At 60.1% G+C, this 23,265-nt stretch carries 25 protein-coding genes; 17 read left to right on the forward strand and 8 right to left on the reverse strand.

From position 1 onward, the window contains the following. Positions 1 to 55: 55 nt before the first annotated feature. Positions 56 to 811, reverse strand: coding sequence for a histidine utilization transcriptional repressor HutC (gene hutC, locus PH558_RS06665; protein ID WP_113407448.1), 756 nt, complete (start codon positions 809 to 811; stop codon positions 56 to 58). 193 nt (positions 812 to 1,004) lie between these two features. On the opposite strand from hutC, the gene PH558_RS06670 reads away from it, so the two are divergent. The 6 genes from PH558_RS06670 to solA all read left to right on the forward strand — a co-directional run bounded on the left by PH558_RS06670 (position 1,005) and on the right by solA (position 6,837). Then, on the forward strand, positions 1,005 to 1,844 hold the full coding sequence (locus PH558_RS06670; protein WP_113407449.1) for a transporter substrate-binding domain-containing protein: 840 nt from the start codon (positions 1,005 to 1,007) through the stop codon (positions 1,842 to 1,844). A gap of 101 nt (positions 1,845 to 1,945) precedes the next feature. Beyond that, complete coding sequence (locus tag PH558_RS06675) at positions 1,946 to 2,671, forward strand: ABC transporter permease (protein ID WP_113407450.1); 726 nt, start codon at positions 1,946 to 1,948, stop codon at positions 2,669 to 2,671. A 10-nt stretch (positions 2,672 to 2,681) separates the two neighbouring features. Beyond that, positions 2,682 to 3,386 (forward strand): ABC transporter permease, encoded by a 705-nt coding sequence (locus PH558_RS06680; protein ID WP_095437047.1) that lies wholly within the window; start codon positions 2,682 to 2,684, stop codon positions 3,384 to 3,386. Between the two features lie 22 nt (positions 3,387 to 3,408). Then, a complete protein-coding gene (locus PH558_RS06685) occupies positions 3,409 to 4,185 on the forward strand; it encodes an ABC transporter ATP-binding protein (RefSeq protein ID WP_095437046.1) in 777 nt (258 codons plus the stop codon). Further along, positions 4,182 to 5,687: an HAL/PAL/TAL family ammonia-lyase gene (locus PH558_RS06690; RefSeq protein ID WP_113407451.1), complete on the forward strand. Its 1,506-nt coding sequence runs from the start codon at positions 4,182 to 4,184 to the stop codon at positions 5,685 to 5,687. The genes PH558_RS06685 and PH558_RS06690 overlap by 4 nt, the downstream gene beginning before the upstream one ends. 1 nt (position 5,688) lies before the next feature. Then, a complete protein-coding gene (solA, locus tag PH558_RS06695) occupies positions 5,689 to 6,837 on the forward strand; it encodes an N-methyl-L-tryptophan oxidase (RefSeq protein WP_113407452.1) in 1,149 nt (382 codons plus the stop codon). 20 nt (positions 6,838 to 6,857) lie between these two features. Here the strand turns inward: solA and PH558_RS06700 are convergent, their stop codons facing one another. Further along, the gene (locus PH558_RS06700; protein ID WP_095437043.1) at positions 6,858 to 7,352 is read right to left on the reverse strand and encodes a cytochrome b; all 495 of its coding nucleotides are present in this window, start codon (positions 7,350 to 7,352) and stop codon (positions 6,858 to 6,860) included. 203 nt (positions 7,353 to 7,555) lie between these two features. After that, a complete protein-coding gene (locus tag PH558_RS06705; protein ID WP_285202885.1) occupies positions 7,556 to 8,971 on the reverse strand; it encodes an aldehyde dehydrogenase family protein in 1,416 nt (471 codons plus the stop codon). A gap of 94 nt (positions 8,972 to 9,065) precedes the next feature. Between PH558_RS06705 and PH558_RS06710 the strand changes: the two genes are divergently transcribed. Then, on the forward strand, positions 9,066 to 9,962 hold the full coding sequence (locus PH558_RS06710; RefSeq protein ID WP_285202886.1) for a LysR family transcriptional regulator: 897 nt from the start codon (positions 9,066 to 9,068) through the stop codon (positions 9,960 to 9,962). A gap of 121 nt (positions 9,963 to 10,083) precedes the next feature. Then, a complete protein-coding gene (locus PH558_RS06715; protein ID WP_095437040.1) occupies positions 10,084 to 10,701 on the forward strand; it encodes an O-methyltransferase in 618 nt (205 codons plus the stop codon). A gap of 50 nt (positions 10,702 to 10,751) precedes the next feature. Here the strand turns inward: PH558_RS06715 and PH558_RS06720 are convergent, their stop codons facing one another. Continuing rightward, a complete protein-coding gene (locus PH558_RS06720; RefSeq protein ID WP_095437039.1) occupies positions 10,752 to 11,510 on the reverse strand; it encodes an alpha/beta fold hydrolase in 759 nt (252 codons plus the stop codon). Between the two features lie 51 nt (positions 11,511 to 11,561). Further along, the gene (locus tag PH558_RS06725; RefSeq protein ID WP_285202892.1) at positions 11,562 to 13,334 is read right to left on the reverse strand and encodes a cytochrome c biogenesis protein DipZ; all 1,773 of its coding nucleotides are present in this window, start codon (positions 13,332 to 13,334) and stop codon (positions 11,562 to 11,564) included. 555 nt (positions 13,335 to 13,889) lie between these two features. Between PH558_RS06725 and PH558_RS06730 the strand changes: the two genes are divergently transcribed. From PH558_RS06730 to minE, 7 genes are all read left to right on the forward strand, one after another. Beyond that, positions 13,890 to 14,942, forward strand: coding sequence for an alpha/beta fold hydrolase (locus PH558_RS06730; RefSeq protein ID WP_285202894.1), 1,053 nt, complete (start codon positions 13,890 to 13,892; stop codon positions 14,940 to 14,942). A 116-nt stretch (positions 14,943 to 15,058) separates the two neighbouring features. Continuing rightward, positions 15,059 to 15,799 (forward strand): response regulator, encoded by a 741-nt coding sequence (locus PH558_RS06735; RefSeq protein WP_095437036.1) that lies wholly within the window; start codon positions 15,059 to 15,061, stop codon positions 15,797 to 15,799. Then, positions 15,796 to 17,118 carry an ATP-binding protein gene (locus PH558_RS06740; protein WP_285202895.1) on the forward strand — a complete coding sequence of 441 codons (1,323 nt, stop codon included), beginning with the start codon at positions 15,796 to 15,798 and terminating at the stop codon, positions 17,116 to 17,118. Before PH558_RS06735 ends, PH558_RS06740 begins: the two co-directional genes overlap by 4 nt. A gap of 186 nt (positions 17,119 to 17,304) precedes the next feature. Further along, entirely contained in the window at positions 17,305 to 17,721 is a 417-nt protein-coding gene (locus PH558_RS06745; RefSeq protein ID WP_095437034.1) for an organic hydroperoxide resistance protein, read from the forward strand. A 313-nt stretch (positions 17,722 to 18,034) separates the two neighbouring features. Then, entirely contained in the window at positions 18,035 to 18,766 is a 732-nt protein-coding gene (gene minC / locus PH558_RS06750; RefSeq protein ID WP_113232848.1) for a septum site-determining protein MinC, read from the forward strand. Between the two features lie 29 nt (positions 18,767 to 18,795). After that, positions 18,796 to 19,611, forward strand: a complete 816-nt coding sequence (minD, locus tag PH558_RS06755; protein WP_095437032.1) for a septum site-determining protein MinD — start codon at positions 18,796 to 18,798, stop codon at positions 19,609 to 19,611. Beyond that, positions 19,608 to 19,868, forward strand: coding sequence for a cell division topological specificity factor MinE (gene minE / locus PH558_RS06760; protein ID WP_069610364.1), 261 nt, complete (start codon positions 19,608 to 19,610; stop codon positions 19,866 to 19,868). Before minD ends, minE begins: the two co-directional genes overlap by 4 nt. Positions 19,869 to 19,932: 64 nt before the next feature. On the opposite strand, the gene PH558_RS06765 is transcribed toward minE, so the two are convergent. Next, positions 19,933 to 20,133 carry a hypothetical protein gene (locus tag PH558_RS06765; RefSeq protein WP_285202896.1) on the reverse strand — a complete coding sequence of 67 codons (201 nt, stop codon included), beginning with the start codon at positions 20,131 to 20,133 and terminating at the stop codon, positions 19,933 to 19,935. Positions 20,134 to 20,177: 44 nt separating this feature from the next. Here PH558_RS06765 and PH558_RS06770 point away from each other — a divergent pair, with 44 nt between their 5' ends. After that, a complete protein-coding gene (locus PH558_RS06770) occupies positions 20,178 to 20,957 on the forward strand; it encodes a polysaccharide deacetylase family protein (protein WP_285202897.1) in 780 nt (259 codons plus the stop codon). Positions 20,958 to 21,082: 125 nt separating this feature from the next. On the opposite strand, the gene PH558_RS06775 is transcribed toward PH558_RS06770, so the two are convergent. Further along, positions 21,083 to 21,454 (reverse strand): winged helix-turn-helix transcriptional regulator, encoded by a 372-nt coding sequence (locus PH558_RS06775; protein ID WP_285202898.1) that lies wholly within the window; start codon positions 21,452 to 21,454, stop codon positions 21,083 to 21,085. A 148-nt stretch (positions 21,455 to 21,602) separates the two neighbouring features. Between PH558_RS06775 and PH558_RS06780 the strand changes: the two genes are divergently transcribed. After that, complete coding sequence (locus tag PH558_RS06780) at positions 21,603 to 22,487, forward strand: alpha/beta fold hydrolase (protein ID WP_285202899.1); 885 nt, start codon at positions 21,603 to 21,605, stop codon at positions 22,485 to 22,487. A gap of 145 nt (positions 22,488 to 22,632) precedes the next feature. Here PH558_RS06780 and PH558_RS06785 read toward each other — a convergent pair whose 3' ends face one another. Next, positions 22,633 to 23,241, reverse strand: coding sequence for a TetR/AcrR family transcriptional regulator (locus PH558_RS06785; RefSeq protein WP_285202900.1), 609 nt, complete (start codon positions 23,239 to 23,241; stop codon positions 22,633 to 22,635). Positions 23,242 to 23,265 lie beyond the last annotated feature (24 nt).

Genomic DNA, 23,265 nt, shown 5'->3' on the forward strand with positions numbered 1-23,265 from the left:
TCGCATCATTTGCGCTCTCTCAAAGCGAATGAATGCTCATATCTTCCATATACAACTAACGATCAGATGGTTTGCCGCTTTGGCTCTCCAGCCGATAGCGATGTCCTGGATAAACCAGCCGCGCTGTAGAGACGACGCCGCGCGCCGACCAGGTGCGCCTCCAGATCGTCAGGCAGGGTTCGGTCTTCAGGATCGTCAGCAGCTTGCATTCCCAGGCTTGCGGCATGACGGCTTCGACGACATGTTCCGAGCCGCTGAGCGGGGCAACGGCGGAGAGATAGGCGTTCGGCGTCATGTCGGTAAAGTCCTGCTGCAGGTAATCGGGGGCGGCCTCCGGATGGACATGCCGGTCCTCGATCTGGACCGGCACGCCGTTCTCGCTATGCACGATCAGCGAATGGAAAACCGGTGATCCGATGTCGAGTTCCAATGCGTCGGCAATGTGGGGCGATGCGGCTTCCCGGGCGAGAACGATTACGCTTGCCTGATGGGAATGGCCGCGTTCAGCGATCTCCTCGGCGATGTTGCGGACCTCGAACAGCGCCGATGCCCCCTTGCGCTCGGCGACGAAGGAGCCGACGCCCTGGATGCGAACGAGTTCGCCTTCATTGGCCAGTTCCCGCAGCGCACGATTGGCCGTCATTTTGCTGACGCCAAGTTCGACCACCAATTCGTTTTCGGAGGGAACGCGATATTTGGGCGGCCACTCGCCACTATGAATGCGGTCGAGTATCATTTGCTTGACGCCGGCATAGAGAGGCGCGGTATCATTTTCCGCCAGTTCGCGTTTCATCTCGCCGGAACGCTTCATTGCCTATTCCCTTTGCACCGCGTGAATCTGCCTCGAAAACAACTTTCCCACTTGCATATCATAAATTATCTCATATGGTACCCTATACAACCTCGCAATCAATCCTAAAAATTAATTGGGAAAGCGGGCAAGCCGGCGAAGATCGGTAGGAAGTGCTGCAAGGCCTGTTTCAACCTCAGAGGAGCTCTATACGATGAAATTCAGTGCAATTCTCTTGTCGGGCGTCGTGGCTGCCGCCGCTTTTGCCGTGCCGGCCTTCGCCAAGGACTGGAAGACGGCAACGATCACCCTGGAAGGTGCTTACGCGCCGTGGAACATGACGAATGCTGACGGTACGCTCGGCGGCTTCGAGCCGGAGCTTGCCAAGGTTCTGTGCGAGCGCGCCAAGATCGATTGCAAGCTCGTCGCTTCCGACTGGGATGGCATGATCCCGGCGCTGAACGCCGGCAAGTTCGACGTCATCATGGATGCTCTGTCGATCACCGACGAGCGCAAGCAGGTCATCGGCTTCACCATTCCTTATGCTGCAACGCCCGCCGCTTTTGCGACCGCAAAGGATAGCCCGCTTGCCAATGCTGCCGGCACTGGCGCCACGATCAAGATGACCCCCGGCCAGACCGGCGTCAAAGAAATTGACGTGTTGAAGGAAGCCTTCAAGGGCAAGACGATCGGCATCCAGGCTGCAACCGTTTATGCCAAGTTCGTCTATGACAATTTCGGCTCGATCGCCACGATCCGCGAATACAAGACCGGTGCCGACCGCGATCTCGACCTGCAGAACGGCCGTATCGATCTCGGCTTTGACGACGCCGTCTACTTCGCGAACGCTTTCGCCAGCGCCAATGATTCTCTCGCCTTCACCGGCCCGGAAATCGCCGGTTCCATCTGGGGCGAGGGCGAAGGCCTCGGCATCCGCAAGGCCGATACCGATCTGCGCGACAAGTTCAACGAAGCGATCAAGTCTGCCCTTGCAGATGGCACCATCAAGACCCTGTCGATGAAGTGGTTCAAGGTCGACGTCAGCCCGAATTGATGGGTGCGGCCTTCCGGCTGTTATCATCGGTCTCCGGCTTTGCGGCCGGAGACCATGTGATATCCTGACGCCTGAAACTGCCACGGACAGGGATTGGATCTATGGCAAGCTTGCAATTGCTGGGCTTCGGCTCGAACGGGTGGGGCGCGCTGCTGCTTGTTGCCACCCTGATGACGCTCGCCGTCACGGCGGCCGCCTTGGCCATCGGCGCCGTGCTCGGCGCGGTCATTGCCTTCGCGAAGCTCTCGGGAAGCCTGGTGCTGAAAACGATCGGCAATATCTACACCACCGTCTTCCGTGGTGTTCCTGAGCTTCTGATCATCTATCTGATCTATTTCGGCGGATCCTCTGCGGTGACGTCGATCGGCAAGTGGCTCGGCTATGACGGCTTTCTCGGCCTGCCATCCTTTGCCGCTGGTGCTCTTGCCGTCGGCATCATTTCCGGCGCCTATCAGGCAGAGGTTTTTCGCGGCGCCTATCTCGCCATCTCCAAGGGCGAGCTGGAGGCAGCGTCCGCGATCGGCATGCATCGCGGTCTGCGCTTGCGCCGTATCATCATTCCGCAGGTCTTCCGTTTCGCCATTCCCGGCCTCGGCAATGTCTGGCAGCTCAGCCTCAAGGACTCCGCTTTGATCTCGGTCACCGGCCTTGCGGAATTGATGCGCACCAGCCAGGTCGCTGCCGGCTCGACCCGCCAGTATTTCCTCTTCTTCATCGCCGGCGGCATTCTCTATCTGGTCCTGACCAGTCTGTCGGACCGCATCTTCAACAAGGCCGAACGACGCGCCAATCGCAGCATGCCGGCTGCGACGATCGGCCAGGCTTGAGGAGGACGGCATGGATTTCGATTTCCTTTCGAGCACGATGGTCACGCTGCTGAAAGCGGTGCCGATGACTTTGCTGCTGTTCTTCCTGTCGATCCTGTGCGGCGGCATTCTAGCGCTCGTCATCGTCGCCATGCGCGTCAGCGGCAATCCGATTCTGTCCGGCTTTGCCAAAGGTTACATTTTCGTGTTCCGCGGCTCGCCGCTGCTGATCCAGATGTTTCTGGTCTTCTACGGTTTGGCGCAATTCTCGATCATCCGCTACTCCTTCCTCTGGCCCTTCCTGCGCGAGCCGGTCGTCTGCGCGATCCTGTCGCTGGCGCTTTGCACCGCCGGCTATTCGGCCGAGATCTTCCGCGGCGGCATCCGTGCCGTTTCACCGAAGGAGATCGAAGCAGCACGCTCGATCGGCATGTCCGGCTTCCTGCTGGTGCGCCGCATCATCGCGCCGATCGCCTTCCGGCACGCGCTGCCGGCCTATTCGACCGAGATCGTGCTGATGATGAAATCGACGGCGCTTGCGAGCCTCGTCACGGTCTGGGAGGTCACCGGCGTTGCCCAGCGGCTCATCTCGCAGACCTATCGCACGATGGAAGTCTTTATCTGTGCCGCAATCATCTACCTCGTGCTGAATTTCATCATTCTGCAGGCTATGGCCCTGCTGGAATATTCTCTATCCCGCCATCGCCGCGCCATCCCGCCGGCGCTGAAAGCCTAAAGCTTACTGGAGCAGGCAAATCATGCCAGGTGTCACCCGACTTTCCGTCCGCAACATCCGCAAGAGCTTCGGTACTCATGAAGTCTTGCGCGGCATTTCCCTCGATGCTCAGGATGGCGATGTGATTTCGCTGCTTGGCGCTTCCGGCTCGGGAAAATCGACTTTCCTTCGCTGCATCAATCTCCTCGAAATTGCCACCGATGGCGAGATCTGGGTGGACGGCGAACAGATCCGCATGATCCACAAAAATGGCAAAAGCTATCCGGCGAGCCATAAGCAGGTGGATCATATCCGTTCCGAACTCGGCATGGTCTTCCAGAGTTTCAATTTGTGGTCTCATATGACGATCCTGCAGAATGTCATCGAGGGTCCGGTTCATGTCCTGAAGCGTCCTCGCGCTGAATGCATCGCCGAGGCCGAAGTGCTGCTGGAAAAGGTCGGTATTGCCGACAAGCGCCATGCCTATCCCGCGCATCTCTCCGGCGGGCAGCAGCAGCGTGCGGCGATTGCCCGCGCGTTGGCCATGAAGCCGAAGGTCATGCTGTTCGACGAGCCGACTTCGGCGCTCGATCCGGAACTCGTTGGCGAAGTGCTGCGCGTCATGCGCGCCCTCGCCGAGGAAGGCATGACCATGCTGGTCGTCACCCACGAGATGAGCTTTGCCCGCAATGTCTCAAACCGCGTCGTCTTCATGAAGGAGGGCCTCGTCGAAAGCACCGGCACGCCGGACGAGATGTTCGGCGGCGGCGCCTCGCCGGCCTTCCGCCAGTTCATCGGCCATTTCGGAAACGGGCAATGACCGTCATCGTCGACAAACTATTGTCTTGGCGCGACGTCGCGCGCGTCGGTGGCGGGGAGCCGCTTTCCCTCTCCGATGCCGCCTGGGAGCGAATTGCCAAGGCAAGCCGCATCGTCGAGCGCATCGTCGAAACGGGCGTGCGCGCCTATGGCGTCAATACCGGTGTCGGCGCCTTATCCGATACGGTGGTCGATCGCAATTCCCAGAGCCGGCTGTCGCGCAACATCATCTTGAGCCACGCCTGCGGCGTCGGCCCTTTGCTGCCGGGCCGCGAGGTGCGTTCGATCATTGCGGCGCAGATCGTCAATTTCGCCCATGGCCACTCTGGCGTGAGGCCCGAGATCGTCAGGCATCTGGCTGCGTTTCTCGAGCATGACTGCATTCCGGAAGTCCCGTCCAAGGGCTCCGCCGGTTATCTCACGCATAACGCCCATACGGCTCTCGTTCTGATCGGCGAGGGCAGGGCTGTCGTGAAGGGCAAGCCGATGAGTGGTGCAGAGGCGCTCGCAGCGATCGGTCTGCCTCCCCTGGTACTCGGTGCCAAAGAGGGCTTGAGCCTCGTCAACGGCACGGCATGCGCCACGGGATTGTCGGCGCTTGCTGTCTCCCGTGCCGAACGCCTGCTCGATTGGGCCGATGCCATCGCCGCGCTGACTCTGGAAGCCGTAGGCTGCCAGATGGGGGCTTTCGACGAGAAAGTATTGGCGCTGCGCCCATCGGCTGGCATCGCGAAGGTCGGACGCAGGCTTCGCAGCCGCTTGAATGGCAGCGGTCTTGTCGCTGCCGCCCTTGGGCGGCGGACGCAGGATGCTCTGAGTTTGAGATCGGTGCCTCATGCCCATGGCGCAGCCTGGGATGTCTTCGAGCAGACCGCGCGCATCGTCGATCAGGAACTGGCGTCGGTTACCGATAATCCGGCCGTTTCGGGCACGCCGGAGGAGCCGATCGTCTCCTCCGAAGCCCATGCCGTTGCCCCCGCCCTCGGCCAGGCGGCCGACAGTCTGGCGATCGCGATTGCCCAAATTGCAGCGATGAGCGAGCGGCGGACGGATCGCTTCGTCAATCCGCTGGTCAGCGGCCTGCCGCCGTTCCTTGCCAGCGACGCCGGCAGCCATTCCGGCTTCATGATCGCGCAATATACCGCTGCGGCGCTGAGCAACGACAACCGGCGTCTCGCCGCTCCCGCATCGCTCGATGGCGGCCTGACCTCCGGTCTGCAGGAGGATTTTCTGGCCCATCCGACAGCGGCGGCCAACAAGCTGCTCGCCATACTCGACAATGCCGAATATATCCTGGCGATCGAGCTCATGGCGGCCGCGCAGGCACATGATTTCCTCGTTTCGAAGGGCAAAAGAGCGCCGGGGACTGACCGCCTCTATGCGGCCGTCCGTTCGCGGGTTCCTTTCTATGGAGACGATCGTCCGCTGAATGCCGACATGGAGAGCCTGCGCGAAGTGATCGCTCTCGTTGCGCCGCCTGCGGAAGATGAAACTGGAGCATAATATGTCCGCGCAATACGACATTGCCGTCATTGGTCTCGGCGCAATGGGAAGTGCAGCCTTGTCTTTCGCCGCGGCGCGCGGTGCAAAGGCGATTGGGATCGAGGCGCATTTCCCCGCTCATTCTCTTAGCTCCTCGCATGGCGACAGCCGCCTGATCCGCCTTGGCTATTTCGAAGATCCGTCCTATGTGCCCCTGCTGAAGCGCGCCTATCATAACTGGCGCTTGCTGGAAGAAAGGCTGCGGGCCGAGATCCTGACAGTGACAGGTGTCCTGCAGATCGGCACACCCGATAGCAAGATCGTCAGCGGCACACGCGCCTCCTGCGACATGCATGGATTGCCGCATGAGATACTCGATCGCGACGCGATGAAGCGGCGCTTTCCCGCGTTTAAGCTGGAGGAAGGCGAGATCGGCCTGCTCGACCCGCAGGGTGGCTTTGTGCGCCCGGAAGCGGCGATCATGGGCTATCTGAAGCTTGCCGCAGAAGATGGTGCGGTCCTGCATTTTGGCGAACGCGTCGTCGCGATCGAGCCCGGCGATACGGGCGTGATAGTCATTTCCTCGACGGGACGATATCGCGCCCGCAAGGTGATCGTCGCAACCGGTGCATGGATTGCCGAACTCGTGCCGCAGCTGAAGGCACACGCACAGCCGATCCGCCAGGTGGTTGCCTGGTATCAGCCGAGGGACGGTTTTGTTGCTGAGCCGCAGCGCATGCCCTGCTTCCTGCGGGATGAAGGCGCCGAAGGCTCCTATTTCGGCTTTCCGGCCATTGGCATCGATGGCGTGAAAATCGGTCGCCATGCCCATTTCCGCGAGCCGATCGATCCGACCATGCCCAATCCGCCGGTCAATGACGCCGACACCGATCTGCTCGACAGCTTCGCCCGCAAACGCTTGCCGAATGCCGCGTCATATCGCGTGCGGGCGACGACTTGCCGCTATACAATGCTGTCGAGCGAAGATTTTCTCATCGATAAAGCGCCTGGACAGCCGAATGTGGTGGTCTCGTCAGCCTGTTCCGGCCACGGTTTCAAGTTTACGAGCGTGGTCGGCGAGATTCTCGCCGATCTGGCGCTCCAAGGCGGCAGTGCGCTGCCGACTGCTCTGTTCTCCTTCGAAAAGCACTTTGGCGGCCAACCCGCTTAGCCGCCAATTTCGCAGATGACTTAGCCGATCGTCATGCGTCGCAGAACATCCGATTTGAAATAGAAGTGCTGAGCAAACGCGCCAAATATGTGCAGTACGACGGCGATCCAAAGCAGCGTCTTGATCGGGCCGCCATGGACGAAGGCGGCTGTATCGATACCGAAATAGTAGGCTGCCATTCCCGACAGGGGCATTGCGAAGATCAGTGCATAGAGCAGGAAATGCGTGATGTTTGCGATGTAATGCAGAAATGCGGGCTGATTGTCGGGCAATGCTGGGACATCGGACACCAATCTCAGGCAAAGGCGCACGATGGCAAGCAGCAGGATCGCGATACCGGCATAGGCATGGACATTGGCGCTGGCGACATCGGCCGGTGTTGGCACCTGGCCATGCCGCACAAGACGACGCCACGCGTTCATGCCATCGGGAAACAGGAGATTGAAAAAGATGAGGATGGCCATGAGCCAATGAAGAATGCGTTGCGGAGCAGAGTAGGTCGATCTGGCAGACATCGGGTCTCCTTAAATTGGAATTGTTCTAAAGGTAGAACATGATTCTAACGAGAACCTGAATGCGAGCCTTCCAGCGTACTTCGTTCGGCATCCGCATAGCTTGGCGCATGCCTGCCGGTATCCTGAGGGCGCCAGCCTTCGCGTCCTGCCAGGGAGGTGCCCCGGAAGACCGTTAAGCTCCTCCGGACTCCGGGTTTCCTACATCAGCTGAGCACCGCGCGCGGTTCGAGAAATGATTCCAGGCCGAAGGCGCCGAATTCCCGGCCTATGCCCGATTGTTTGAAGCCGCCGAAGGGTGCAGCCGGTTCATGCGGCGCGCCATTGATGACGACGCGGCCCGCTTCGATGCGGTCCGCCATCCGCTTTGCCCTGTCGACATCAGCGGAGAAGATGTAGGCCTGCAAGCCATAGACGGTGTCGTTGGCGATCTCGAGCGCATGCGTCTCATCGCGATAAGGGATGACGCAGAGCACCGGTCCGAAAATCTCTTCGCGGGCGATCCTCATGTCGTTATTGACGCCGGAGAAGATTGTTGGACGAACGAACCAGCCGCGATCGACCCCTTCCGGCCGCCCTTCACCACCCGCGAGCAGCCATGCGCCTTCTTCTTGGCCGAGACGAATATAGGATTGCACGCGATCCCATTGTTTCCGGCTGACCATGGGGCCGATCCTGACGGTGGGGTCGCTTGCATCGCCCACCTTGAGTGTCGCAACCGCTTGAGCCAGACGATCGTGGATTTCCGCCAGCCGGCCTTCGGGCGCGAGAATGCGTGTGCCGGCGATGCAGGCCTGGCCGCTATTGGCAAATCCGGCCGCCAATACCTGCGGGATGACAAGATCGAGATCGGCATCGTCGAGAATGATGTTCGGGCTCTTGCCGCCAAGCTCAAGCGTCACGCGCTTAAAGGTCGCCGATGCCGCCTGAAGGATCGCCCGTCCCGTCATCGTCGAGCCGGTGAAGCTGATCTTTGCGATGTCGTGGTGGCTGCTGAGAGCGGCGCCCACCACATGGCCGTAGCCGTTGACGATATTGAAAATCCCTTTCGGTAGGTCGGCCGCATGCAGGCACTCGGTGAGGAGCTGCGTCTGGATCGCGCTCATCTCGGAGGGTTTGATGACCATGGTCGCGCCTGCCGCGATGGCTGTGGCAAGCTTGTTGCAGATGAAGCCGTAATTGCTGTTCCAGGGCGTGATCGCGGCTGCGACGCCGGCCGGGCGCATCTCTATCTCCGCATGGCCGATGCGGCGGCGAAATTCATAGGTTTCGAGTGTCTTGGCCATGTTGAGGAATGCGGTGGCGGCATGTGGCACCGAAAAACCGATGAAGGATGCCGGCGCACCATATTCTTCGCGCATGGCGTCGGTGAGGTCCGAGGCTCTGGCTGCAACCGCATCGTGCAGGCTGTGCAGCATGGCGACGCGCTCGGCCTTCGAGCTTTGCGACTGGATCGCAAATGCTGACTTGGCGGCGCTGACAGCGTTGTCGACATCCTGCTCGTCGCCAAGGCATACGGTGCCGATCTGCTCTTCCGTGGCCGGGTTGAAAAGAGGTGCTTCCTCTTTGCCATGGGGCCGAACGAAGCTGCCATTGATGTAAATCGTATCTATCGTGCGCATGAGCGTCTCCTCTATCTTCACGACAGAGGTAAGACGCGGTATCTGTTCGGTGTAGTAGGACAAAGTGGGACAGGCTGATAAGGAAAATCGCGCAATGAAGGCCAGTCTGGCGGAGCTTGAGGCGATCGCGGCCGTTGCGCGCCACGGCGGCTTTCGCGCGGCTGCGCGCGAACTCGGCATGTCCTCCTCCGCGCTCAGCCATGCGGTTGCCGCGCTGGAAGAACGCCTGTGCGTGCGGATCTTCAACAGGACGACGCGCAGTGTCACGCTATCGGATGCCGGCGAGCGCTTCGTGGCGGAAGTGGCGCCGGCGCTCGTGGCAATCGACAGGGCGATCGAGAATGCAGGCCTATCTTCCGGTACGATATCAGGCACGCTTCGTCTCAATATGGCACCCGGCGCAGCGCGCATACTACTGACGCCGCTTATTCTCGAATATGGCCGACGCTATCCCGATGTCGAAATCGAGATCGTCACCGATAACGCCTTGGTCGATGTCATCGGCAAGGGCTTTGATGCCGGCATTCGGATTGCCGAGGCAGTTCCGACAGATATGGTCGCAATCCCGATTATTCCGACGCTGCGTTCGCTCGTCGTCGGCTCACCCGCCTATTTCAGCAACAGGCCATACCCGCTTGTTCCGGGCGATCTCCTGCGACATCGCTGCATCCGTGCCCGCATGGCGAGCGGCAAGCTTTATCGCTGGGAGTTCGAGCGGCACGGCCAGTCCATCCTTGTCGATGCGCCGGGAAGCCTCACCCTCGATGCTTCCGACCTGATGTTAAGCGCTGCGCTCGAGGGGGCGGGGCTGGCCTATATCAGCGAAGCCTCTGTTGCCGGGCACATAGCGGCGGGCAATCTGATCGCGGTGCTGGAGGATTGGAGCCCACCCTATCCGGGGCTCAGCCTGTATTTTGCCCAGCGCCGCCAGATGCCGGCCCGATTGCGGGCCTTGATTGATCTGATCCGTGAGCACAATGCGTTCCGCTGAACGTCGGCGAAAGATTAAGTTTCAGACATGAATCTCCATAGCGCTTGAGTGGCGCCATATCGAGATGTAGCCATATCGCGTGAGATATCATCGAGATGATTGTTTGGAAGGTGAGCGTGTCATGGATCAGAAGATCGAAGCCGTTCTCGAAGCCTATCACGAGCTAATTCGTGAAGAGCAGAGCAAGCCGAGGGAAATGCCGCCGGGCGGGCGTGACGGTGGTCAGGATCGTCGGTTGAGGGCAGTCGGACCGGAGACGGGTCGCTTCATCAACATTCTGGCGAAGAGCTTGAAGGCGCCCACCATTCTGGAGCTTGGCACATCCTTCGGCTATTCCGGCATCTGGCTTGCCGAGGCCGCGCGCGCCAGCGGCGGTAAGCTTATTTCCATGGAGCTGCACGCCTACAAGACCGAATTTGCCAGGGAGATGGCCGAAAAAGCAGGGTTATCGGCGCATATCGATTTCCAGATCGGCGATGCCGTCGAGATGATCAAGGCACTTTCTTCCGGCGTCGATTTTGTCCTCGTCGACCTGTGGAAGGATCTCTACATCCCATGCCTGGAGGCCTTCTATCCGAAGCTCAATGCCGGCGCGATCATCGTGGCCGACAATATGTTCATGCCCGGCAATGAGGATGTGAAACGCTACGGCGAAGCCGTTCGCGCCAGGCCGGGCATTACCTCCGTTCTGTTGCCCGTCGGCTCTGGGATCGAAGTCAGCCGCTACGATCCTGTATAAGGATCAGATGTTGGCGGCGGCCCATTCCTGAGACCGCCGCCTGCGTGAATTTACTTGCCGGCGTCCTTGGCTGCCTTTTCGATGACGGCGGCGACCTTTTCCGGCTGTGAGGCGAAGACGGCATGGCTCGCCTTGATTTCTGTCACGTCGCTGCCGGCGCGCTTTGCCATGTCGCGCTCCAGCTCGGGATTGATGGAGCGGTCGTTGGTCGCGACGACCGCCCAGCTCTTCTTCGCCTTCCAGGCGGGATCGCCGACCTTGGCGGTGAAAGCCGCCTTCGACGCGAAGACCTGCGATTTCGCCAGGAAGCTGGCTTCATCCTTCGGCAGGTCGGCGGCAAAGTCGGCGGCGAAAGTGGCCGGATCGAGATAGAGATACTGGCCGTCCTTGGTTTCGCGGATGTTCATGCTGCCTGCAGGCTTCGAGCTTGCAAGGCTGATCAGGCTTTCGCCCTTATCCGGCTGGAACGCCGCGATATAGACGAGGCCGGCAACGTCAGGACGATTGCCCGCTTCCGTGATGACCATGCCGCCATAGCTGTGGCCAACGAGCAGGCTCGGGCCGTTCTGTAGGTCGAGCACGCGATTGGTGGCGGCGACATCGTCGGCGAGCGAAGTGATCGGTTCCTGCACGACGGTGACGTTGAAGCCGTCCTTTTCAAGGATGTCGGCGGTCTTGCGCCATCCGGAGCCATCGGCCAGCGCACCGTGGACGATGACGATATTCTTGATGTCGGCTGCCTGGGCTGTGAGTGCCATGGTGCTTGCGGCAAGGCTAAGGGCGGCGATGGCGAGAAAGCGGGTCTTCATGGGTGTAACTCCTGTCAGTTGAGGTTCTTGCTTGGGGGTGAAGGGGAAATTTCAGCCGAAGGTGAAGGCGTAGGCCTGCACCCCGGGATCGAGGAAACGGATCTCGAAGTTGCGCGCAGTGACGTCACCGGACTGGCGGACGAGCTGGTAGAGCCGGGTGGCGGTCACGGTCCCGTTGCCGTCGGCATCGATATCGGAACCGTGGTCGGCGCCGGGCGGCTTTCCATCTACGGTTACCTGAAAGCGGATCGGCTTGCCGTCCGCTGAGGGGCCAAGGACGAGGTGCAGGTCGCGCGCACTGAAGCGATAGCTGATGCCGCCATCTGCCTTGTTGAGTGATGCCTGCTCAGACCCGACTGTCCAGGTGCCGGTTAGTCCCCATTGGTTGAGGCCGGGATTGGCAATCGAATAATCGGCGGCGGTATCCGCCTTCAGCCCTTCGGGGGAGACGAAACCTGTAGCCTGGCTGTAGCCGACATAGGTTTCGCCGGAGCGGATGTGGCCAAGGTCGGGGCTTGCTTCCGCACCCCTAGCATTGGGGACGACCGGGCCGCTTTGGGCCATGTCGCTGCCGGCTTCGCGAAGCAGATCCTGGATCGCTTGTTCCGTCTGGCGATAATTGCCTTCGCCGAAGTGCTGGTAGCGGATTTGCCCCTTGGCATCGATCAGGTAATGGGCAGGCCAGTAATTGTTCTCGAAGGCGCGCCAGATGCGATAGTCGTTGTCGATTGCAACGGGGTAGCCGATCTTGAAGTCGGCGATCGCCTTCTTGACGTTGTCGACATTCTTCTCGAAGGCGAATTCCGGGGCATGGACGCCGATGACGACGAGGCCCTGATCCTTATACTTTTCCGCCCAGGCACGAACATAGGGGATTGTGCGGATGCAGTTGATGCAGGAATAGGTCCAGAAGTCGATGAGGACGACCTTGCCGCGAAGCTCGGCCAACGTCAGCGGCTGCGAGTTCAGCCAGGTGACTGCACCATCGAGTGACGGGGCGGGGCCTTCGACAGGCAGGTCGCTATGGAACGGGCGCACCGCGTCTGTCGCAACCTTGATGGCGTTGTTGCTGGCAACTTCGGTTTCCGGGGCTGAGGTCTTGGGGTGCAACTTTTCCAGCAAGGCCTGCTCGAAAGAGCCGGTGCTTGCATAGGAGAGGCGAGCCAGCAATCCGGTATCGAGGCCAAGGGCGATCGCAGCAACGCCGGCGAGAACTGCAGCACCGGCAAACTGCCGGATGCGTTCGCTGACGCCAAGGGACTGTTTCATGCGGGCAAAGATCTTGCCGCCGGCAAAGAGTGCAACGGCAAGCGAGGTGGCAGCGCCGGCGCCATAGGCAAGCAGCAGGAACGTCGTCTGCAGATTGGCGCCTTTCAATGCAGCACCTGTCAGAACCAGCCCAAGGATCGGACCTGCGCAGGGCGCCCAGAGGAGGCCGGTCGCAATGCCGAGCATGAAGGAGCTTTTGACGCTCGCTGTTGCGCGATTGGCGCCGGCAGCGTTGAGGAGATTGTTGCCGAGATCGACGGCTGGCCGCGAAAGCGCGGTCGCTATGCGCGGTGAAATCAGGCTCAGTCCGAAGAGGCCGAGCAGGACGATTGCTGCAAGGCGTCCATATTCATTGGCGCGGATCGCCCACGCACCGCCGACTGCGGCAAGCGTTGCGACCATGGCGAAGGTGAGCGCCATGCCTGCAAGCATGGGCAGCGTACTTCGGACGAAGGGCTGCCCGGCACGGGCAAAGACAAAGGGGAGGATGGGTAGAATGCACGGACTGAGGATCGTCAGCGCACCGCCGAGATAGGCTATGATGAGAAGCGTCATCGTCTTGTTCCTTTAGAAGCGATTGACCGGCTGCGAACGGCGAGGTGCCGTGCCCAGCAGTGGCGCTATCTGCAGTTGGCGACGTATCTCGAATGTGTCTGATCGGGTGACAGAATGTACCGAAACGTCGATGTCTCGGGCTTCGATACATTGCGATACAAATCGGATGGCGGCGATCTGGTTTTCAGCAAGTCCGGCAGGAACAGCGCAATCGCGTGTGAGATGCGACGGTTGCTGCGCAATCCCTTCTCCCCTGGGGGAGAAGGTGCCGACAGGCGGATGAGGGGGATGCCAGGAACACAGAAGCCGGTGAGTCCAAGGCAGCCTACCCCCTCATCCGACCCTTCGTGCCACCTTCTCCTCGTGGGGAGAAGGAGCGGGTTGCGCCGACAGGTCTCATATGTGATCGCCCTGAGCCGGAGGGGCGAATTGTATCACACTGTATCTATGCCGCCTGAAGCTACAAAGGCATTCAAAACGCCACTGGCCGCGACACATCGGCGATACATGTGGCTGGCTTTCCTAAGCTCACGATCCAATCCACAGGAGAGACAGATGTCCGAGGAAATCAACCACACCCGCCGCCGCTTCTTTGGCATGGCCGCCATCGCCGTTGCCGCCGCCGAATTCGGTCTGCCTGCCATCGCCGGCGCGCAAGAAACAAAGGCTTCCGCATCGACCCTGCCTGCCGTCAAGGCCGGCACTCACACCTCCTTCGGCGCGCTGAAGCAGATCAATGCCGGCGTGCTCAATGTCGGTTATGCGGAAGCCGGCCCGGCCAACGGCCCGGTCGTGCTGCTGCTGCATGGCTGGCCCTATGACATCTACAGCTTCGTCGATGTAGCACCGCTTTTGGCAGGTGCCGGCTATCGCGTCATCATTCCCTATCTTCGCGGCTACGGAACCACTCGCTTCCTTTCGAAAGACACACCGCGCAATGGTCAGCAGGCAGCGCTCGCCGTCGACATGATCGCACTTCTCGACGCGCTGAAGATCGAAAAGGTCGTCGTTGCCGGTTACGACTGGGGTGGCCGCACCGCCGATATCATGGCGGCTCTCTGGCCGGAACGCTGCAAGGCGCTGGTTTCGGTCAGCGGCTATCTCATCGGCAGCCAGGAAGTCAACCGCAAGCCGCTGTCGCCAAAGGCGGAGCTTGCCTGGTGGTATCAGTTCTACTTCGCCACCGAGCGCGGCCGTCTCGGCTACCAGGAAAATCGGCACGATTTCGCAAAGCTGATTTGGCAAACCGCCTCGCCGCAATGGGCTTTCGATGACGCTACTTTCAATCGTTCGGCCGCCGCTTTCGACAATCCCGACCATGTGGATATCGTCATCCACAATTACCGCTGGCGGCTTGGTCTCGTCGAAGGCGAGGCGAAGTTCGATGCCTATGAAAAGAAGCTCGCCGCCGGCCCAGTGATTTCGATCCCGACCATCACCATGGAAGGTGACGCCAACGGCGCTCCCCATCCGGAACCTTCGGCCTATCGCGGCAAGTTCTCCGGCAAATACGAGCATCGTACCATCACCGGCGGCATTGGGCACAATCTGCCCCAGGAAGCGCCGCAAGCCTTCGCCCAGGCTGTGATAGATGTTGATCGTTTCTAGTTCGGCGATAGGGTACGAGACAGGGCGCCGGCGCAAGCTTGCGCCCTCGGCCGCTGGCGCCATAAGGGATGAATATTCGTAGCTTGATGCTTACGATGATGAGTGGGAAAATCGAAATGGATCATGTCGACCATATCCTGATCGTGGATGACGATCGGGAAATCCGCGAACTGGTGTCGAGCTATCTGAAGAAGAACGGCTTGCGGGCGACGACGGCCGCCGATGGCCGGCAGATGCGCAGCTTTCTCGAGGCCAACTCGGTCGATCTGATCGTACTCGACGTGATGATGCCGGGCGATGACGGCCTCGTGCTCTGTCGCGAGCTTCGCGCCGGAAAGCACAAGGCGACGCCTATTCTCATGCTGACGGCGCGCAGCGACGAAATGGACCGCATTCTCGGCCTGGAGATGGGCGCGGACGATTATCTGGCAAAGCCGTTTGCCGCCCGCGAGCTGCTTGCCCGCATCAAGGCGGTTCTTCGGCGCACCCGCATGCTGCCGCCTAACTTGCAGATCAGCGAAGCCGGTCAATTGCTGGTCTTTGGCGATTGGCGGCTCGATACGGTCGGCCGTCATCTGCTCGACAAGGATGGAACGGAAATCACGCTCAGCGGTGCCGAATACCGCCTGCTGCGCGTCTTCATCGACCACCCGCAGCGGGTGCTTAATCGCGACCAGCTCCTGAACCTCACCCAGGGCCGCGACGCCGATCTCTTCGATCGCTCCATCGACCTGCTCGTCAGCCGGCTCCGCCAGCGTCTGGGCGATGACGCGCGCGAGCCGATGTATATCAAGACGGTTCGCAGCGAAGGCTATGTCTTCTCCGTGCCGGTGGAAATTGCGGAGCTTCGCCCATGACCGTGGTCGACCTTCCGGGTCACCGGCCATGGTGGCCAAGCACCTTGCGTGCACGCATTTCGCTGATCCTGCTAGCCGGGCTTGCGATCGCCTACGGCCTGTCCTTCAGCGTGCTCTATATAGAGCGCTATATGTCGGCAAAGGCGGTCATGCTCGGTACGCTGGAAAACGACGTTGCCACCTCGATCGCCGTGCTCGATCGCCTGCCGGCCGATGAGAGGGCGAATTTTGTCGATTGGCTGAGCCGCGGCAACTACAATTTCGAGCTGGGGACGGGCCTGCCTGGTGTGCCCGATGCCTCTGCGCATGGCGCGGAGATCGCCGCTAAGATAGAGGATGCGGTCGGCCATCGCTTTCCCATCCGCATGGAATCGATCCCGGGGCCGATATCGCGGCTACAAGCGCATCTCAATCTGAGCGACGGCAGTCCGTTGACGATCGATGTCACGCCCAAAGGTGTCATGCCTATCGCGGCCTGGCTGCCCTATGTCTTTGTCGTCCAGATGCTGTTGATCGTGCTTTGTACCTGGTTTGCCGTGCGACAGGCGACGCGTCCGCTCGCCGAGCTTGCTGCCGCGGCCGATGCGCTCGATCCCAACAACAAGAGCCCGGCCTTGAGCGATCGAGGGCCGAGCGAAGTGGCGCACGCCGCTAGGGCCTTCAACGCCATGCGGGATCGAATCGCGCATTATCTCGAAGAGCGCGTGCAGATCCTTGCGGCAATCTCGCACGATCTGCAGACGCCGATCACCCGCATGCGCCTGCGCGCCGACATTGCCGACGATTCGCCCGAGAAGACCAAGCTGCTGCAAGATCTCGGCGAGATCGAGCGTCTGGTGCAGGATGGGATCGCCTATGCGCGCAGTGCCCATGGCAATGGCGAAAAGAGCGCACGCATCGATCTTGCCTCCTTCATCGAAAGTATCAGCTACGATTATCAGGACACCGGCAAATCCGTCGAGATTCTCGGCCTCATCCAGGGCACGGCGACGACGAAGCCGCATGCGCTGCGTCGCATCCTCACCAATTTCATCGACAATGCCCTGAAATTTGCCGGAGCGGCGGAAATCGCCGTGGAGCGGCGGGATACGGGCCAGATTGCGATCACCGTTCTGGATCGCGGTCCCGGCATTCCGCCGGATCAGATAGAGGCGGCGATGCAACCATTCTTCCGGCTGGAGCAATCGCGCAACCGCAACACCGGCGGCACGGGGCTCGGCCTTGCGATTGCCCAGCAGCTCGCCCAGACGCTCGGCGGCTCCGTCAGGCTCTATAACCGCGAGGGTGGCGGCCTGGCGGCAGAAGTCGTTATTTCCTGATTGTTCCTTCGAAAGACTTTCCGGCAATTTGTAAGCAATTGTATCCGGCTCGTTGGAGCCTACGTTTTGTAACACTTTCGGCGATTCCGGAAACATGCCGGATACGTCGATCCATCAAAAACAACTCCGTCAACAGAGGTTGCCCCACAGCACAACAGAGCGGGCAACGCAACAACGGAGTGTTCCATGACCAAGATCGACAAGGTTCTCTACACCGGCAAGACCCACACCATCGGTGGCCGCGATGGTTTCGCGCGCAGCGATGACAACCAGCTTGATGTCAAGCTTTCGCCTCCAGGCAGCGCCCATGCCGGCACCAATCCCGAGCAGCTCTTTGCAGCCGGCTGGTCGGCCTGCTTCATCGGCGCAATGGGCCTTGCTGCGGGCAAGCGCAAGGTCAAGCTCCCAGCCGACCTTGCCGTCGATGCGGAAGTGGATCTGGGCACCACGGAGGGCGCCTACTTCCTCCAGGCCCGCTTGACCATCAGCATGCCCGGCATTGAGCCGGAACTTGCCCGCACGCTGGTCGAGGAGGCCCACCAGACCTGCCCCTATTCGAAGGCTACCCGCGGCAACATCAATGTCGAACTGAAGCTTGCCTGAGAATCAGCAGCGCATCGATATTGCGCGCCGCTCCGGAAGGTGCGGCGCGCCGAATCGTTAATTTTTTCCCGTTGGACATCAAGCAAGGCAGTCACTGCTTTGCACCTGGAGGATCATATGCGTCCCATCATTCTTCTCCTTGCAGGAGCTGCGATTTTCGCCGCTCCATGCGTCTACGACCCCAGCTCCAACGAGCCTTCGGCGCTTGCGAGCATCGCCGTTTTATGGGGCGGTTCGGGCTCCAATGGAGCCCCGTATTAACCATTTGTTAACCATATCAACGGTACACAAGATCAACGATTTATTCACATAGATGACCAAAGTGCTAACAGACGCTCGTTCGATCCGTATCAAGGGCCGCTCCTTTCTTGCGGTCATGCTTTCGCCGGATCTTCCGCTGGACCAGTGGTTGATCAGACTTGACGACCTCGCAGCCCGTTCGGCCGGCTTCTTTTTGGGACGGCCGGTCGTCCTCGACATCACCGACCTGCCGATCGACAAGGCGCAGCTCAAGGAGCTGATTGCTGAGCTTTCGGCTCGCAATGTCAGCATTATGGGCATCGAGGGCGGTCGTCCGTCGATCGCCGGGCCTGGCATGCCGCCGATCCTGAAGGGCGGGCGTCCGGCTGCCGATTTCGAAGTCTCCGAGGCCGAGCCGGTCGTGGAGCGCCGCAACAGTGAACCCAAGGCGCCGCCTCCGGAAGTTCGTGCAGTTACGCAATCCCTGATCATCCGCGAGCCGGTGCGATCCGGCCAGTCGGTGATCTTTCCCGAAGGTGACGTCACCGTCATCGGTTCGGTGGCGTCGGGCGCGGAAGTCATCGCGGGTGGATCGGTCCATATCTACGGCGCCCTTCGCGGCCGCGCCATGGCGGGCTCAATCGGCAATGCCTCGGCGCGAATTTTTTGCCGCAAGCTCGAGGCCGAGCTGCTGGCAATCGATGGAATTTACAAGATGGCGGAAGACGTATCACCCGGCCTCAGGGGACAAGCCGTCCAGCTTTGGCTGGATGGTGAAACGATCATGGCCGAAAAACTAATCTGAGCCGAAGCCGGCCAAAACAGGAGAGCAAGATGGGCAAGGTAATCGTCGTCACATCAGGCAAGGGCGGAGTTGGAAAGACGACTTCGACGGCCGCATTGGGGGCGGCTCTGGCACAGAGAAACGAAAAGGTCGTCGTGGTCGATTTCGACGTCGGCCTGCGTAATCTCGATCTGGTCATGGGCGCGGAACGTCGCGTTGTTTATGACCTCGTCAATGTCATTCACGGCGATGCCAAGCTGCCGCAGGCTCTGATCCGCGACAAGCGGCTGGAGACGCTCTTCCTCCTGCCGGCTTCGCAGACCCGCGACAAGGACAATCTGACGCCCGAGGGTGTCGAGCGCGTCATCAACGAGCTCAAGAACTATTTCGACTGGGTCATCTGCGACAGCCCGGCCGGTATCGAGCGCGGCGCCACCCTTGCCATGCGTCATGCCGACGTCGCGGTCGTCGTCACCAACCCGGAAGTCTCCTCGGTGCGCGATTCCGACCGGATCATCGGCCTGCTGGACTCCAAGACGCTGAAGGCGGAGCGCGGCGAGCGCATGGAAAAGCACCTGCTGCTGACCCGCTTTGATGCTGGCCGCGCCGAACGCGGCGACATGCTGAAGGTCGACGACGTGTTGGAGATCCTCTCCATCCCGTTGCTCGGCATCATCCCGGAAAGCACTGATGTCCTGCGCGCCTCCAACCTCGGCTCGCCGGTGACACTTGCCGATGCGCGCTGCGCGCCGTCGCTTGCCTATTTCGACGCCGCACGCCGTCTTGCCGGCGAGCAGGTGCCGATCACCATCCCCGGCGAAAAGCGGGGTATCTTCGGCAAGATCTTCGCAAGGAGGGCCGCATGAGCATTTTCGGATTGTTCCGCAAGCAGAGATCTGCACCGATGGCGCGCGAGCGCCTGCAGATCCTCCTTGCCCATGAGCGCGCCTCGATAGGCTCTGATCTCGTATCCGTGCTGAGAGAGGAAATCCTCGCCGTCATCGCCAAGCATGTGCAGGTCGATCGCGACAAGGTGCAGGTGAAGATGGATCGCGACAAGGACGTCTCCATGCTGGAGATCGATGTCGAGATCCCGCGTGACGCGGCCTTGCAGGCCGCTTGACGAGCGGCCAAAGCCTGTCAAATGTGCGAATTCTGTCACATGGAACTCTCATGTGACAGAATTGCTAAAATTTTCGCAGCCGGCTCTTGCAAAGGATGCGATTCGCGATTATCTGCGAGCCATCACCTGTATCGATGGCCTGCCGTGCTGACATTTCTGTGTCGAGCCGGCGTTCGCTGTCCGGGTTAAAAAGCAAGGGCGCTCCCCAGAAATGGGTAGAGCGCCCTTTGCTTTTGTCGTGCTTGCGGCGCTTTTCTTGTTTCATGCGATATGCCAGTTTGCGGCGATGATACGGGGAGGCGGGCTGGCTTGGGCGAATTGAATCATCAATGGAATAAGGTCTTCAGATGGCTGCTCGCCGGCATCTTTGCAGCTATTTGCGCTATCTCCGCTGAGGCGGCGGATAAGACGATCTATCTGACATTCGATGACGGCCCCTTGCCTGGAACGAAGAACATTCTTTCCGTGCTAAGTCAGGAAAATGTCCCCGCCGCCATGTTCATGGTCGGCCAGCATGTCGAGACCATTCCCGCCGGGCGCGATCTCCTGGCAGAAGCCAAGGCCATGCCGCTGGTAACCGTCGGCAATCACAGCTACAGCCACGCCAATAATCGCTACAGACGATACTATTCCAACACCCAAGCCGTCGTCGCCGATATGCTTCATGCCAATGAAGTGCTCGGTCTGACGCCGATCGTCAATGCGCGGCTGCCGGGCAGGGATGTCTTTCGGCTTCCGACCGTATCGAGGGAGGATCTATCCATCAACGTCGCTCAGTGGGAGCGTGAGTGGCTGGACTACGAACTCGTCGCCGAAGCGGGGTTCTATCTCTTCGGCTGGGATTTCGAATGGGTGCATAGCGATGACGGCAAGCCGGTCCAATCGGTGGACCATCTCGTCAACGAGATCGATCACCTTTTCCAGTACGGTCGTTTCACGCAACGGGGCAAGATGATCCTGCTCATGCATGACGAGATGTTTCAGGACCAGTTCAACGGCCGCGAAAACCTGCAGTCGCTGATCCGCATGCTGCGGGATCGCGGCTACACTTTCGGCGACATCAGGAATTACGCGCCCTCGAAGCCGTGAACACTTCTGTGTCTTCAGGTTCGGGTCTGTGATCTCTCGGATATAGCGCGAAATCACCGCGCATGTTTACGCGGCAGGGCGAAGGCTCGGGACACAAGCGATCGTCGTTTTCGAATGTGCTCGCCTTACGCATTCGCGCGGGCGTCATAGTTTTCCTGTGCCTCTTCGATGTGCCGCAGATGGTTGATCGCCCATTCGTAGACCGCGCCGAACGGCACCTGAAGCGTCCGGCCAAGATCGGTGATCGAATATTCCACCGCGACCGGTGAGGTTGCCAGCACTCTGCGCGAAATCAGCCCGTTTCTTTCAAGCCGTCGCAATGCCTGGGTCAGCGCCTTGTGAGTAATTCCTTCCAACCTGCGCATGAACTCATTGAAGCGGGTGGGCTTTTCCTCAAGCACGGTCAGTATCATGACGGACCATTTGTTCGCGACCTGATCGAAGAACGAGCGCGCCGCACAGTCCGCGAAGAAGACGTTGTCCACCTTTCCGGGCATCTGGATATCCTCCGGTATATCTACGCACTTTAAGGTGCGTAATTGATCGTAGATTTACAACATATATCTAGAAGTCACCGAGCAATCAACGCCGGGCCGCCGAGCGGGTAGCTCGCGGACATGCCAGAGATTTCAACGGAGACTACCAGTGGCAGAGAGCAATTTCGACCTATCGCGGCGCGGTCTGATGACCATCCTTGGAATGACGGTGGCGGCGGTTGCCGCCGGCCCCAATCCTGCCCTCGCTGCACCGGCGCGCATCGCTAACCTTTTCTACACCGTTTCCGGAAAGGGTCGGAACATAATGCTGCTGCATGGCTGGACGTGTGATTCCCATGACTGGAGTTGGCAATTGCCCGCCCTCGAAAGCCATTACCGGGTCGTTGCCGCCGATCTGCGTGGCCATGGCCGGTCCGAGATCATGCCGCCCGGCAGCTACATGCCTGGCGACTATGTTCGTGACATCGAAGCTCTGATCGAAAGGAAATTCGAGGGTGAGAAATTTATATTGATAGGACATTCCATGGGTGGGCAGGTCGCCGCGCGCCTTGCGGCAAAGCGGCCGGATCTTGTCGACGCGGTCGTGTCCGTCGATGGCTCTCTCGGATTTGCCGACAGCCTCGGGCCGATCTTCAAGAAAGCCGTCGACGATCTCAAGACCCAGAATCCTGGTGTGGTTGGTCCGGCCCTGTTCGAAAGCGTCTATGACCCTTCGACAGATCCGGCACTCAAGCGCTGGCATGCAAGACGACTTCAGGGAACACCGGAGCATCCCGTTCGAGAATCCTTCGGGCCGCTATTCTTCGGATCTGATCAGGTCGGTCTCGGCAGCAATAGCGAAGCCTTCTGCAAGACCATCACAGTCCCTTTCTATCATCTCTGCCGTGACGAGAGCCAGGCGGCGCGGATGCGTAGATGGTTCTCGAACGAGAAGTCCAAGATCGACGTCTGGAAGAACGCCGGGCACTGGATCATGCAGGACCGCAAGGACGATGTGAACTCGGCGATCGTGTCTTGGGTAGAGTTGCTATGAGCGACGGGGGGCTGAGTGCTCCCTTAATGAAGTTCCAAGCTGATATTAGGAGTCGACGGGATATCGAGGCAGTCAGGAAACCGTTCGTTGAGGCGGCGGTCTGAACGGCACCATACGACGGAGCGCGTTTCCCTTACAACGGGTGTTAGCCTTGCCTCGCCGCAGATCCTGCTGCGACCGTCAGGATGAAATCGTCGAGCTCCTGTTCCAGGCTTTCGATCGGCAAGCCGACGAAACGCCCTTCGAGGCTGATGCTGACGACGCCATGCACGGCGCCGAAAAGCGTTCTCGCCCGGATGGCGCGCGCCGTCTCCGACATGTTCGGCTGCAATTCTGCGAGCGGCTCGGCAATGACGCCCATTAGGAACATATGCTCTTCCAGATGCCATTCCGGGCTCGGGCGGTCATCGGGAGGCCGATGGTCGAACAGCGCCTTCCATAGATTGCGATGAGTGACCGCAAAGCGCAGATAACCGCGCGCCAGATTGCGCAGCCGGTCAGCTGGCGTGTGATCCTGAACCTCCGTCAGCGCGAGCGATGCCTCAAGCGCCTTCAGCGTCGCCGAATTGACGTGAATGACGAGATCGTCGAGATCGGCAAAGACCGTATAGAGGCCACCAAGTGCGCAGCCGACATCCTGGGTGACATCGCGCGCCCTCAGGTTGGAAAGCCCGTCTGCAGCGATGCGATTGCGCGCCGCCTCGATCAGCCTGAGCTTCAGATCCTCGCGCTTTTCCAGGGTTTTTCTCGCCATCAGCTATTCCAATTCGATTTCTTG

Origin of the sequence: Rhizobium pantanalense (assembly GCF_030182525.1) — a bacterium.
Classification (GTDB): domain Bacteria; phylum Pseudomonadota; class Alphaproteobacteria; order Rhizobiales; family Rhizobiaceae; genus Rhizobium.